The sequence below is a fragment of the Enterobacter sp. UPMP2052 genome, assembly GCF_053709675.1.
The window spans coordinates 341,980-354,758 of sequence record NZ_JBSKJR010000001.1 but is presented as its reverse complement, the minus strand read 5'-3'; the positions used below and the strand labels follow the sequence as shown (position 1 = coordinate 354,758).

The 12,779-nt window shown below is 54.0% G+C and carries 12 protein-coding genes; 4 read left to right on the top strand and 8 right to left on the bottom strand.

What is annotated here, in order from left to right; translation table 11 throughout:
- Positions 1–135 precede the first annotated feature (135 nt).
- The 4 genes from licT to map all read right to left on the bottom strand — a co-directional run bounded on the left by licT (position 136) and on the right by map (position 4,569).
- Entirely contained in the window at positions 136–969 is an 834-nt protein-coding gene (gene licT / locus ACWKX3_RS01615) for a BglG family transcription antiterminator LicT (RefSeq protein ID WP_006176409.1), read from the bottom strand.
- A gap of 165 nt (positions 970–1,134) precedes the next feature.
- On the bottom strand, positions 1,135–2,424 hold the full coding sequence (locus ACWKX3_RS01610; protein WP_454541676.1) for a carbohydrate porin: 1,290 nt from the start codon (positions 2,422–2,424) through the stop codon (positions 1,135–1,137).
- A gap of 366 nt (positions 2,425–2,790) precedes the next feature.
- On the bottom strand, positions 2,791–3,723 hold the full coding sequence (gene dusC, locus ACWKX3_RS01605) for a tRNA dihydrouridine(16) synthase DusC (protein ID WP_101737283.1): 933 nt from the start codon (positions 3,721–3,723) through the stop codon (positions 2,791–2,793).
- 66 nt (positions 3,724–3,789) lie between these two features.
- Positions 3,790–4,569, bottom strand: a complete 780-nt coding sequence (map, locus tag ACWKX3_RS01600) for a type I methionyl aminopeptidase (protein ID WP_006176412.1) — start codon at positions 4,567–4,569, stop codon at positions 3,790–3,792.
- A 201-nt stretch (positions 4,570–4,770) separates the two neighbouring features.
- On the opposite strand from map, the gene ACWKX3_RS01595 reads away from it, so the two are divergent.
- The 4 genes from ACWKX3_RS01595 (at position 4,771) to sanA (ending at position 7,716) form a co-directional block, all read left to right on the top strand.
- Positions 4,771–5,169 (top strand): CidA/LrgA family protein, encoded by a 399-nt coding sequence (locus tag ACWKX3_RS01595; RefSeq protein WP_006176413.1) that lies wholly within the window; start codon positions 4,771–4,773, stop codon positions 5,167–5,169.
- Entirely contained in the window at positions 5,166–5,861 is a 696-nt protein-coding gene (locus tag ACWKX3_RS01590) for a CidB/LrgB family autolysis modulator (protein WP_058609826.1), read from the top strand. Before ACWKX3_RS01595 ends, ACWKX3_RS01590 begins: the two co-directional genes overlap by 4 nt.
- A 129-nt stretch (positions 5,862–5,990) precedes the next feature.
- A complete protein-coding gene (cdd, locus tag ACWKX3_RS01585; protein ID WP_102890473.1) occupies positions 5,991–6,875 on the top strand; it encodes a cytidine deaminase in 885 nt (294 codons plus the stop codon).
- Between the two features lie 127 nt (positions 6,876–7,002).
- Entirely contained in the window at positions 7,003–7,716 is a 714-nt protein-coding gene (sanA, locus tag ACWKX3_RS01580) for an outer membrane permeability protein SanA (RefSeq protein WP_006176416.1), read from the top strand.
- 104 nt (positions 7,717–7,820) lie between these two features.
- Here the strand turns inward: sanA and mglC are convergent, their stop codons facing one another.
- The 4 genes from mglC to galS all read right to left on the bottom strand — a co-directional run bounded on the left by mglC (position 7,821) and on the right by galS (position 12,762).
- Positions 7,821–8,831: a galactose/methyl galactoside ABC transporter permease MglC gene (gene mglC / locus ACWKX3_RS01575; protein WP_006176417.1), complete on the bottom strand. Its 1,011-nt coding sequence runs from the start codon at positions 8,829–8,831 to the stop codon at positions 7,821–7,823.
- A gap of 15 nt (positions 8,832–8,846) precedes the next feature.
- Positions 8,847–10,367 carry a galactose/methyl galactoside ABC transporter ATP-binding protein MglA gene (gene mglA / locus ACWKX3_RS01570; protein ID WP_454541162.1) on the bottom strand — a complete coding sequence of 507 codons (1,521 nt, stop codon included), beginning with the start codon at positions 10,365–10,367 and terminating at the stop codon, positions 8,847–8,849.
- A gap of 79 nt (positions 10,368–10,446) precedes the next feature.
- Entirely contained in the window at positions 10,447–11,445 is a 999-nt protein-coding gene (gene mglB, locus ACWKX3_RS01565; protein WP_006176419.1) for a galactose/glucose ABC transporter substrate-binding protein MglB, read from the bottom strand.
- A gap of 294 nt (positions 11,446–11,739) precedes the next feature.
- The gene (gene galS / locus ACWKX3_RS01560) at positions 11,740–12,762 is read right to left on the bottom strand and encodes an HTH-type transcriptional regulator GalS (RefSeq protein WP_042320612.1); all 1,023 of its coding nucleotides are present in this window, start codon (positions 12,760–12,762) and stop codon (positions 11,740–11,742) included.
- Positions 12,763–12,779: the final 17 nt, after the last annotated feature.

Sequence of the window (12,779 nt, the reverse complement as noted above, 5' to 3'; positions counted from 1 at the left end):
CGCAATTTCCTTACATCCGATGCCCGCAGGCACCTGTTGACTGAGTATAAAAATAAAAAAACCCGAGGCGTCCTCCTGTCGAAGGCCGCACTCAGGTTTTGCCTGCATGATGCAGTAACAATCCAGCGTTGAGGCTTAACGCCCCTCTTTTCTCACCCGCTCAATGTGAATAGCGAGGAACATAATTTCTTCGGTTGTCAGCGCTCGCTGATAGCTTTTGTTCAGATGCTGGGCGATTTTCTCGGCGCATTTCCACGCTTTCGCGTAGTTGTCCTTCACCGCCGTATGCAGCGTAACGTCATCATCTTGCACCACGGTGCGGGTCAGCATCCGCTGGGCAAAAAATTTCAGATGGGTGACAAAGCGCTGATAGCTCAACGACTCCTCGTCATACTCCAGTTGCAGCTGATACTTCACCAGTTGCAGGATCTCCTGCATGACCCGGGTGACGTGCATCACTTCCGGCATTTCACTGTTCAGCTGCGCGGTGACCAGGTGCAGGGCGATAAACCCGGCCTCATCCTCCGCCAGCTCAACGTTAAGGCGTTTGGCAATAATGGCCCTTGCCTCCTGCCCCAGTTCGAACTCCTTTGGATACAGCCGCCTGATGTCCCACAGCAGCACGTTTTTGATTGCCAGCCCTTTTTTCTGACGCTCAATCGCAAAGAAGCAGTGGTCCGTCAGGGTGATATACAAACTGTCCTGCAATTTGCCCAGCCGCTGCGCCGCCAGCCCAATGATGCGGTCGCAGGTGGTCATAACTTCCAGCGGAATCTGGTTCAGCAACTCACCCAAACGCCGTACCAGCTCGTCGCTTTGCAGAGCAAAGACTTTTTCAATCAGCGCGGTATCCAGCGCGTCACCCATGCGCTTCTGAAAGGCCAGCCCACGCCCCATCACCACCTGTTCGCGCCCGCGCTCATCCAGAACAACCACCACATTATTATTCAGAATCTTGGCGATTTTCATCGGAACCCCAGAAACAAAAAAACCTGACCTCCGGCAGAAGCCAGAAAATCAGGTTTTGCCTGCCTAAGCAGTAACAATCCAGTTCTGGCACTCTATCAGTTTCATTCGTAGCCTCAATCTGTCACGCGTAAAAACGTGATGCAGATCGTGCTTGTCAGGGCGATATCAGAAGGTCACCACGGTTTTGAGCTCGGTGACCCATGCATCCTGAGTACGTGAAACGCCGCCCGGATGGTGCCAGTACTGAATACCCGGCTGAAGCTCAAGCCAGGCAACGGGACGGAAACGATAGTAAAACTCACCGTTGAGGGAATGGCCGGGGACCGGATGATACGCCGGGTCGTTATAGTCTGCGACGCCGTTCAGGGCATTCATCTCACGCTGGTTACGCGCGTACTGATTGCTCATGTCTATCCAGGTCAAACCAAAGCCTATCCAGTCTTCCGGACGGGCATCAAACAGCCCACGATAGCGCAGCGAGGCGGCATAGACCTGATGCATATAGTTGCTGCGTTGATCGGCCAGGCTCATGCTGACAGAGGTACTTAACCCGCGGTTTGGATCGTCGTGATGCTGCGTGAGCTGCTGGTTCAGACCGGCGTACATAAACCACGTCCGGTTGTGATGATCATATCCGTCCGGGTCGGTCGCACCCGCCCCGCCGGATTTCCCGCGATAAAGATCGGTTTGCGATGCATTGGTAAACACCACGCCCAAATTGTACGCGCCCGGCAGACCGTTAATCAGCGGACGGGCGTCGATCTCGACCGGCAGTAATACCCCTTTGCTGCCCTTCGTTGACCAACTCCAGGCGTGGCTGCGGCTTGCGGCATTGGGATTTTGCTCCATCACGCCGCCTTTCAACGTGACGGTAGGCGTCACTTTATACTCCAGCGTGGAGCCCCATGTATGCACGTTCCAGTTGTTCCAGGTGAGCGAGTTGGCCGATTTTCCGCCGCACTGGGAAAGCATCTGGAAGTCACACGGGATGATCTGATCGAAGGTCTGTACCTTGTTCATCATCCCCACCCGCCAGGTAAGACGCCGATCGTCAAAGCTTCTGGCGAAGGTTAGCCAGCCCAGGCGCGTAATCGACTGTCCGCCCCAGCTTTCCTGGGTCAGATCGTTAAAGTTTACCCGCGGGTCCTGCAGGCGTTTAGTGGTGAGATCGTCATTGTGGTTGCGGTTAACGATATTGCCTTCGATCCGCGCGTCCGGTATGCCGGTCCATCGCGCCAGGTCCTGGTTGAAGGTCAGCGCAAACTGATCGATATAGGCCACATGGGTATCATGGTTGTAGCCCCCCCCGCCGTTCGAGGCAATTTCATTCAGATAACCCAGATTATAGGTAAACCCGTTATCGTTAAGGATCTTTCGTATTCCGAGCATGTCACCGAGAATCGGATCCGGTGGGGTCTCGAAGCCTAATACGGTTCCGTTCCATTCCTGCGCCATCGACAACGAGGAAAGCGTCAATATGGCGAACGCGCACAGCTTGCAGGGAATAATTCTATATTCCATCATAACCACCTGTGAAAGAGTATTAGTGCGTAACCGGTCGCAGGAAATTTTTTAATTTCCTGTCGCGATCTGTTTATTAATTTCTTTGAATAGCGTTAAGCCAGGTTTTTCTCCTGCGTAAATGACAGGCAAAAAAAAACCTAAGCGTTCCACAGCGGCGTATGCTGCGGAACGCTTAGGTTTTGCCTGTTAACCAGTAACAATCCTGCGTTGAAAACAGTGGCACCTTAACACCGTCGCGCCACGTTTAAAACCTTCGATGTTTTCTTATTTAAAAAATTGTGAGCAAATTAACGCTTATTATTTTGACTGAATTACCCGCGCGATATCCGCCGACGTTTGCAGCGTACGGATCTCCTGAAATAATCCCAGCGCCTCGTCGTATTCTTTACGCAAATAGCTAAGCCACTGCTTGATGCGTGCGACGTGATATAAACCGGTGTCACCCTGCTTTTCCAGGCGGCTGTATTTTTGCAGCAGCGCCACGACGTCGGCCCAGGGCATCCGCGGCGCGTTATATTTCACCACCCGGCTAAGGTTCGGCACGTTCAGCGCTCCACGGCCAATCATCACCGCGTCACAGCCCGTCTCTTTCAGGCAGGCCTGGGCGCTCTCGTAATCCCAGATTTCACCGTTAGCGATAACCGGTATGCTGAGCCGCTGGCGGATCTCACCGATGGCCTGCCAGTTGATGCGCTCCGCTTTGTAGCCATCCTCTTTGGTACGGCCATGCACCACCAGCTCGGTTGCCCCGGCCTGCTGTACCGCATCGGCGATTTCAAACTGGCGCGCGCCGCTGTCCCAGCCCAGGCGCACTTTAACCGTTACCGGCAGATGCGACGGCACGGCTTCACGCATGGCTTTTGCGCCGCGATAGATAAGCTCAGGATCTTTTAACAGCGTCGCCCCACCGCCGCTGCCGTTGACCATTTTCGACGGGCAGCCACAGTTGAGATCGACGCCGTAAGAGCCCAGCTCAACCGCGCGAGCGGCGTTTTCTGCCAGCCATTCGGGATACTGGCCCAACAGCTGGATGCGCACCAGCGTACCGGAGGAGGTCCGGCTCTGGTTGTGCAGCTCAGGGCAGAGTCGGTGAAAAGATTTTACCGGCAACAGCATATCGACCACGCGTAAAAACTCCGTCACGCAGAGATCGTAATCGTTCACCTCGGTCAGAAGTTCGCGCACGAGAGAATCGAGCACGCCTTCCATTGGGGCCAGTAAAACACGCATGCAGAGTACCTGTGAAAAAAGACGCGCTATGGTATCTGCTCGCAGGGTCAGTGGGAAGCCCGGAGGTTAATCCGGGATCGTTTCTTCAGGACGCAGGGTGAGCACCTCAAATCCGTCTGCGGTAACCGCAATGGTATGCTCCCACTGCGCCGACAATTTTTTATCGCGCGTCACCACCGTCCAGCCATCTTTTTTAGTCTTGATGCGGCTGTCGCCCTGGTTGACCATCGGCTCGATAGTAAACACCATCCCCTCTTTCAGCACCGCACCTTCGCCCGGTTTTCCGTAATGCAGCACCTGTGGCTCCTCGTGCATCTCTTTGCCGATACCGTGGCCGCAGTACTCACGCACCACGCTGTAGCCGTTGCTTTCAACGTGCGACTGAATAGCGTGGCCGATATCCCCGAGCGTCGCGCCGGGCTTCACCGCCTTGATCCCTTTCCACATCGCTTCGTAGGTTTTTTTCACCAGCCGACGCGCCAGCGGTGAAACATCGCCAATCAGATACATTTTGCTGGAATCGGCAATCAGGCCCTCTTTTTCGAGGGTGATATCAACGTTCACAATTGAACCGGACTTCAGATGTTCAGATTCTTTAGGAATGCCGTGGCAGACCACCTCGTTGACGGAGGTGTTAAGCACATACGGGAAATCATACTGCCCTTTACTGGCCGGGCGGGCCTGAAGCGTATCGACGATAAACGCCTCAACACGGTTGTTTATCGCCATGGTGGTCACGCCGGGCGCGATAAATCCGTCTAACATGGTAAAGACGGAGGCCAACAGTTCCCCGGCGTGGCGCTGTCTGACGAGCTCATCGGCGGTTTTAATGATGATTGACGGCATAAATCGTCTCCTGCGCAGCCTGTTAATCGTTTGATTCATAAATGAAACTAATACTGGCATGCAAACGGGCTGCTGTCCATTTGGTGAAATGCCCAACGTTCCCTTTCGGAATGTCTGGTATTCTCAAATTTCATGATGTGATCCGTGGCACACTTCTGGGTTTAATTGTATGATGAATGCGTTTCTTCAAGGACTTTTACCATGAGCAAATCATTGAATACTGTCTGGCAATATCTGCGCGCATTCGTCCTGATTTACGCCTGTCTCTATGCCGGGATCTTTATCGCCTCGCTGCTGCCCATCACGATCCCCGGCAGCATTATCGGCATGCTGATCCTGTTTGTGCTACTGGCGCTGCAGGTGCTACCCGCAAAGTGGGTCAACCCCGGTTGCTTCGTACTTATCCGCTATATGGCGCTGCTGTTCGTGCCTATCGGCGTGGGGGTGATGCAGTATTTCGATTTGCTCAAAGCGCAGTTCGGCCCGATTGTGGTCTCCTGCGCGGTCAGTACGCTGGTGGTATTGCTGGTGGTGAGCTGGAGTTCGCATCTGGTACACGGCGAACGTAAAGTGGTCGGGCAAAAAGGAACCAAACAATGATAGCCAATATCTGGTGGTCGCTGCCGTTAACCCTGGTGGTCTTCTTCGCCGCGCGTAAACTGGCCGCACGTTTTAAGATGCCGCTGCTTAACCCGCTGCTGGTGGCGATGGTGGTGATTATTCCTTTCCTGATGCTCACCGGCATTCCTTACGAACGCTACTTTGCCGGGAGCAAAATATTAAACGATTTGCTGCAGCCTGCCGTCGTGGCGCTGGCGTTTCCTTTATATGAACAGCTGCACCAAATCCGCGCCCGCTGGAAATCCATCATTACCATCTGTTTTTTGGGCAGCCTGGTGGCGATGATCACCGGCACATCGGTGGCGCTGCTGATGGGCGCATCGCCCGAGATTGCCGCCTCCATTATGCCTAAATCCGTCACCACGCCGATTGCCATGGCCGTGGGCGGCAGCATCGGTGGGATCCCGGCCATCAGTGCCATGTGCGTGATCTTCGTGGGTATCCTGGGGGCGGTGTTTGGCCACACCCTGCTTAATGTGATGAAAATTCATACTAAAGCCGCGCGGGGTCTGGCGATGGGTACTGCCTCACACGCGCTGGGTACCGCGCGCTGTGCCGAAATGGATTACCAGGAGGGCGCATTCAGTTCCCTGGCGCTGGTCATCTGCGGGATTATGACCTCGCTGATTGCCCCGTTCCTCTTCCCGGTGATCCTGGCCGTGGTGGGCTAAAATTTTGCGATGCGTCGCGCAAATTTCATTTTGATTTCATAAGTTGCAGACATTATGAGAAGTGGATCACATATTAAGGCCCATCGGCTCCGTACACTACCGATCCATTAACCTTGATGAGGCAACGCCATGCACCCACGTTTTCAAACAGCTTTCGCCCAGCTTGCAGAGAATTTGCAATCAGCCCTGGCCCCGGTTCTGGCGGATACGCATTTCCCCGCCCTGCTGACGGCGGAGCAGGTCACGACGCTTAAACAAGCCACGGGACTGGACGAAGACGAACTGGCTTTTGCACTGCTGCCGCTGGCTGCCGCCTGCGCCCGTGCTGACCTCTCCCACTTCAACGTTGGCGCCATCGCGCGCGGCGTCAGCGGCGTCTGGTACTTCGGCGGGAACATGGAGTTCCTCGGGGCCACCATGCAGCAAACCGTTCACGCTGAACAGAGCGCCATCAGCCACGCCTGGCTGCGCGGTGAAAAGGGCCTGCGCGCGATCACCGTTAATTACACCCCCTGCGGCCACTGCCGTCAGTTTATGAACGAGCTGAACAGCGGGCTTGAGCTGCGCATCAATCTGCCGGGCCGTGAGCCGCATACGCTGGGCGATTACCTGCCAGATGCGTTTGGCCCGAAAGATCTGGAGATCAAAACGCTGCTGATGGACGCGCAGAACCACGGTTTCGCCCTCTCCGGTGATGAGCTGAGCGAAGCGGCGATTGCCGCTGCTAACATGAGCCACACCCCTTACAGCACATCGCCAAGCGGCGTGGCGCTTCAGTGTCGTGACGGGCGCATCTTCACCGGCAGCTACGCAGAGAACGCCGCGTTTAACCCGACGCTGCCGCCGTTGCAGGGCGCGCTCAACCTCCTGAGCCTCAACGGCTACGACTACCCGGACATCCAGCGCGCGATCCTCGCAGAAAAAGCCGATGCACCGCTGATCCAGTGGGACGCTACCGCCGCCACCCTGAAGGCGCTCGGCTGCTCGACAATCGACCGCGTACTGTTGGCGTAATGTTGACGGCGGGCAGAAATGCCCGCCCGTTTGCTGAAAAACCCCTCAGTTGATTCACCGATTCTTGCGCTAACCAGGCGGGTAAAGTAGCCTGAGTTAAATTTCACCTTCGGTACGAGCCATCTTCATGTTAAAGCGCGTTTTTTACAGCCTGTCTGTCCTGGTCGGCATACTGCTGTTGGTCGTGCTTGGCCTTGACCGCTGGATGAGCTGGAAAACCGCCCCCTACATCTTTGACGATTTACAGGATCTCCCGTATCGCCAGGTCGGCGTGGTGCTCGGCACAGCCAAGTACTATCGCACCGGGGTCATTAACCAGTATTACCGTTACCGTATTCAGGGTGCGCTGAACGCCTATAACAGCGGCAAGGTGAACTACCTGCTGCTAAGCGGGGATAACGCCCAGCAAAGCTATAACGAACCGGTGACGATGCGTAAGGATCTGATTGCCGGCGGCGTTGACCCGGCGGATATCGTGCTCGATTATGCCGGCTTCCGCACGCTGGACTCTATTGTGCGCACCCGCAAAGTCTTCGACACCAACGACTTCATCATCATCACCCAGCGCTTCCACTGCGAGCGTGCGCTGTTTATCGCGTTGCATATGGGCATTCAGGCCCAGTGCTACGCCGTACCGTCGCCAAAAGATATGCTCAGCGTGCGCGTGCGTGAGTTTGGCGCTCGCTTCGGTGCTCTGGCTGACCTCTACATCTTTAAACGCGAACCGCGCTTTTTAGGCCCGCTGGTGCCCATCCCAACGATGCATGAAGTGCCGGAAGATGCGCAGGGTTACCCGGCAGTACGGCCGGAACAGCTGCTGGAGTTGCAGAAGAAACGCTAAACCCCGTGGGGTGGCGGCTTCGCCTTACCCGACCTGCCATTGCGATTTTGTAGGCCCGGTAAAAAAAGCCCGCTACAGGAGCGGGCTTTTTCACATCACTTCTCTTATTTCTTACGCGCGTATTTCAGGGAGTCCAGCGCTACCGCGAAGATGATAATCGCGCCCTTGATAATGTACTGCCAGTAAGGGTTCACGCCGATATAGGTCAGACCGTAGTTGATCACGGTGAAGATGATCACACCGGTTACCACGCCGATGACGGTACCGACACCGCCGCTGAAGGAGACGCCGCCGACCACGCAGGCCGCAATCGCATCCAGCTCATACATAAAGCCGAGGTTGTTGGTGGCAGAGCCGATACGCCCCGCTTCCAACATCCCGCCAAACGCGTAGAAAACGCCGGACAGGGCATAGATCATCAGCAGGTTCAGCGCCACGTTCACGCCGGAAACTTTCGCCGCTTCCGGGTTCCCGCCGATGGCGAAGATGTTCTTACCGAAGCGCGTTTTATTCCACAGCACCCAGACGAAGGCCACCGCAATCAGCGCATAGAAGGTGATGTACGACAGGCGGAAGCTGCCCATCGCAATAAACCCTTGCGTGAAGGTTGAGAAGCCGCTGTCGAAGCCCGAAATGGGGGAAGCGCCAACAAAGTCGTAATAAAGGGAGTTGATACCGTAAACGATGATCATCGTACCCAGGGTGGTGATAAACGGCGTCACGTTCAGGTAAGCGATGATGATACCGTTAATCAGGCCGATGATTGCCCCGATGGCGCAGACAATCAGGATCACCACGAAAATCGGCATGGTTGCCATTTCCGGGAAGACCTTATTGGCGTTTTCCATCGACTGCAGCAGCGTTGCCGCGATAACCGCCGCCAGGCCAACCTGACGCCCTGCCGACAGGTCTGTCCCCTGGGTGACGATAAGACCCGCCACGCCCAGCGCGATGATAATACGCACGGAAGACTGGGTCAGAATGTTACTCAAGTTCAGCAGACTTAAGAACGTAGGGTCCTGGAAAATAATAATGGCCAGCAAGACTAAAAGAACAACGTAAATACCGCCTTCTTTCAGGTAAGTGAGAAAACTTTTTTTATTTAACGCACTCATGAGGAGCCCCTGATCTTAAAGGTGCAAAGACGCAAGACGTAAAATTTCGTTTTGCGTTGTCGTTTTGGTGTCAACAATTCCGGCAACGAGACCATTGCTCATGACCAGAATACGATCTGTGATCCCTAACAATTCCGGCATTTCGGAAGAAATAATAATGATCCCTTTATTCTTTTTCGCCAGCTCAGCGATCAACTGATAAATCTCAAACTTTGCACCCACATCGATACCGCGGGTGGGTTCGTCCAGCATCAGAATTTCTGGCTGAGTCAATAACCAACGACCAATAATCACCTTCTGCTGGTTACCACCGGAAAGCGAACCGATTTGCGTACGGTGGCCCGGCGTTTTCACGCGCATGGAGTCAATAACCCACTGGGTATCGCTTTTCATGCGGGAATTATCCAGCAGACCGATTTTACTTTTGTAGTTACGGATATTGGAGATCAGCGAGTTAAAATTAATATCCAGATAAGCATAAATGCCGGTTGAGCGACGCTCTTCCGTCACCAGCGCAAAGCCGTGATTAATGGCTTCGTTGGCGTTGTGGTTATTAATTTTTTTGCCGTGCAGCGTAATAGTGCCGCCGGATTTTTCGCGAATACCAAACAGCGTTTCCACAATATCGGTGCGCTTGGCGCCGACCAGGCCCGCGATCCCCAGAATTTCGCCTTTATGCAGATCGAACGACACGTCACGAATCGACGGCTGGCGCAGCGAGGTGAGGTTGCGCACCTCAAGGATCACTTCGCCCGGCGTGTTCCCTTTGTCCGGGAAGCGCTGGTTCAGGGAGCGGCCCACCATCATGGCGATGATTTTGTCCATGTCCAGCCCTTCCAGCGGCTGGGTGGCAATCCACTGGCCGTCGCGCAGGATGGTAATTTCGTCGCACAGCTGGAAAATCTCTTCCATCTTATGCGAGATATAGACAATACCGCAGCCGCGGTCTTTCAACTTACGAATAATGGTAAAAAGGTGGTTAACCTCTTTTTCCGTTAAGGAAGAAGTGGGTTCGTCCATAATGACGATTTTGGCGTCATAGGAGAATGCTTTCGCAATTTCGATCATCTGCATCTGGGAAACGGATAATGTTCCCACGCGGGCGCGCGGATCGATATCAATATCCAGCTCGTCGAATATGGCTTTGGTGTCGCGATACATTTTATCCTGATCGACAAATACACCTTTGGTGGGATAGCGACCCAGCCACATATTATCCATAACCGACCGTTGCAGTACCAGGTTCAGTTCCTGGTGAACCATTGAGATACCGTTTTCCAGCGCCTCTTTCGCCGAATGGAAATCGATCTCTTTCCCCTGAAAAAGAATGCTGCCAGAATCTTTTTGATAGATCCCAAAAAGACATTTTAATAACGTTGATTTACCCGCACCGTTCTCCCCCATCAGGGCATGAATAGAGTGAGGACGCACTTTTAAATTAACGTTATCGAGTGCCTTAACGCCGGGAAATGACTTGTTGATACCGCTCATTTCCAACAGGTATTCACCGGACGACTGAGTAGTTGTGCTGACCATAATTATACCTTGTTGGCCTCGCATAGCGCGTTATAAATGGGCGCAACGAATTGCGCCCAGTGGAGACAGGTTAACTCACTTATTTACCGAGAAACTCAGCCAGGTTGGACTGGTCTACGCCCACGTAAGGTACGCGAACGATTTTGTTTTCAATTTTCCAGTTGGTACCATCAGCGGCACCTTTACCGTCAGCCAGGTTTTTCGCCAGATCGAAGGTGGCTTTCGCCTGGTTGTTGGCATCGTTCAGCACGGTACCGGCCATCGCGCCAGATTTCACCAGCGCCAGCGCTTCTGGCAGAGCATCCACGCCGAACACCGGAATGGAAGATTTGTTGTGTGCTTTCAGCGCTTCTACCGCGCCCATTGCCATCGCATCGTTGTTGGCGATAACCACTTCGATTTTGTTGGCGTTCGGACCAGAGAGCCACGCGTCCATCTTATCTTTCGCCTGAGCGGTGTCCCACATGGCGGTATCTAACGCCAGCTGCTGGGTTTTCAGACCTTTGTCGTTCAGCTCTTTGATAACGTAGGTGGTACGTGCTTCCGCATCCGGGTGGCCCGGTTCGCCTTTCAGCAGAACGAACTGAATCTGACCGTCTTTGTTCAGATCCCAGTTCGGGTTTGCCGCCCAGTGTTTAGCAATCAGGTCGCCCTGGATAATACCGGACTCTTTGGAGTCAGTCCCGACGTAAAACGCTTTGTCATAGCTGTCCAGCGCTTTACGGGAAGGTTCTTTGTTGAAGAAGACGATTGGCACGTTCTGGCCGCGCGCTTTTTCAATTACCGTGCCTGCTGCAGCCGGGTCAACCAGGTTGATTGCCAGCGCTTTCACGCCTTTTGCCAGCAGCACGTCAATCTGATCGTTCTGTTTGGACTGGTCGTTCTGGGAATCATTCATCAGCAGCTGAACATCTGGCGCTGCCTTGGCATCTTTTTCAATTGCTTTACGCACAACAGACATGAAGTTGTCGTCGTATTTATAAATGGTCACGCCAATACGGGTATCCGCAGCGTGTGCAGCTGCACCAAAAAGCATGCTTGCCATTACAGCAGACAGAGTCAACACCTTCTTATTCATGGTATCTCCGGTTTTTTTATGCAGGGTAGTTCTTGTGAATAACGGTCGGCGGGCAGATGTTAAATAAACGTTACTGGCAGCCGAAGTTCACTTATAAACTTTCTCTCTTCCGTGATCGGTAAGGCTCCAGAAATGCGTTTTTTTAGATGTTTACGGCACGTTTGCTATGGTCAAAGTGAATAATCACCGTTACATAGCGTTTCAGCCCCTAAAACGCTGACATCATAGTCAGCGTCTTGTTAAGATACTGTGAATTTACTCACAGATTGAAAACGGTTACATCACTCTGTGTAATCAGTTAGTGATCGGAGCCACAATTTGCCGAATGGATACCGAATGACGACGCACTAAAGTCGGCATGAAACAGTGGGTTGCACCCGCATCAAGCATGCCTGCTGCGCCCTGTAACGCCAGCTCCGTCGCCAGTTTTGCCATGGAGGCAATGGGGTAGCGAACCGTTGTCAGCTGCGGATCGGTGTAACGCGCGATGGGGATATCATCAAATCCTATCAGCGATAAATGCTGTGGCACCGCAATACCGTTGTCCTTCAGGGCGGTCAGCGCCCCCGCCGCCATGCTGTCGTTATAGGCAAAGACGGCAGAGAGCTGAAGATTACGTCCCAGCAGCTCGACCATCGCGGCCTCGCCTCCCTGCATATCCGGCGTACCCGTGCCGATCCAGCTGTCCAGCGGGACAATGCCCTGCTCTTTCAGCGCGTTTTGCCACCCTTCCCGGCGCATATCGTCATCTTCAATGTGATGGCTGGAAGCAAGGTAACCAACGCGCTGATGGCCGTTGTTTATCAGCATCCGCGTCGCCATCATTGCGCCGCTGACGTTATCCAGCCCGACGCAGCGATGGGCATAGCCAGGGACAATCCGGTTGATCAGCACCATGCCGGGGATCTGCTCCATAAACCCGGCCAGCTCCTCATCGCTGAGCGCTTTTGAGTGCACGATTAAGGCGTTACAGCGCTGGCGGATCAACACCTCAATGGCATAGCGCTCTTTTTCCGCCTCATGATAGCTGTTGCCAATCAGCACGTACTTCTGATGCTGCTGCGCGACAACGTCCACCGCTTTGACCAGTGCGCCAAAAAAGGCATCTGACACATCCATCACCACCACGCCAATGGTGTCGCTGACCTGGGTCGCGAGCGCCTGAGCATTGGCATTGGGTCGGTACCCCAGTTGGGTGACGGCTTTTACAACGGCTTCACGCGTTTCAGGGCTGACCAGCGCACTGTTGTTCAGCACGCGAGAGACGGTCGCTACGGAAACGCCCGCCAGACGGGCAACGTCACGAATGGTGATCATGTTCACCATCCTTCAAA

Bases quoted from the DNA above. Each gene is read 5' to 3' on its own strand.
- ACWKX3_RS01610 (WP_454541676.1), bottom strand. From the start codon at position 2,424: ATGGCGCAGGAATGGAACGGAACCGTATTAGGCTTCGAGACCCCACCG.
- licT (WP_006176409.1), bottom strand. From the start codon at position 969: ATGAAAATCGCCAAGATTCTGAATAATAATGTGGTGGTTGTTCTGGAT.
- galS (WP_042320612.1), bottom strand. From the start codon at position 12,762: ATGATCACCATTCGTGACGTTGCCCGTCTGGCGGGCGTTTCCGTAGCG.
- mglC (WP_006176417.1), bottom strand. From the start codon at position 8,831: ATGAGTGCGTTAAATAAAAAAAGTTTTCTCACTTACCTGAAAGAAGGC.
- sanA (WP_006176416.1), top strand. From the start codon at position 7,003: ATGTTAAAGCGCGTTTTTTACAGCCTGTCTGTCCTGGTCGGCATACTG.
- map (WP_006176412.1), bottom strand. From the start codon at position 4,569: ATGCCGTCAATCATCATTAAAACCGCCGATGAGCTCGTCAGACAGCGC.
- dusC (WP_101737283.1), bottom strand. From the start codon at position 3,723: ATGCGTGTTTTACTGGCCCCAATGGAAGGCGTGCTCGATTCTCTCGTG.
- mglB (WP_006176419.1), bottom strand. From the start codon at position 11,445: ATGAATAAGAAGGTGTTGACTCTGTCTGCTGTAATGGCAAGCATGCTT.
- cdd (WP_102890473.1), top strand. From the start codon at position 5,991: ATGCACCCACGTTTTCAAACAGCTTTCGCCCAGCTTGCAGAGAATTTG.
- ACWKX3_RS01590 (WP_058609826.1), top strand. From the start codon at position 5,166: ATGATAGCCAATATCTGGTGGTCGCTGCCGTTAACCCTGGTGGTCTTC.
- mglA (WP_454541162.1), bottom strand. From the start codon at position 10,367: ATGGTCAGCACAACTACTCAGTCGTCCGGTGAATACCTGTTGGAAATG.
- ACWKX3_RS01595 (WP_006176413.1), top strand. From the start codon at position 4,771: ATGAGCAAATCATTGAATACTGTCTGGCAATATCTGCGCGCATTCGTC.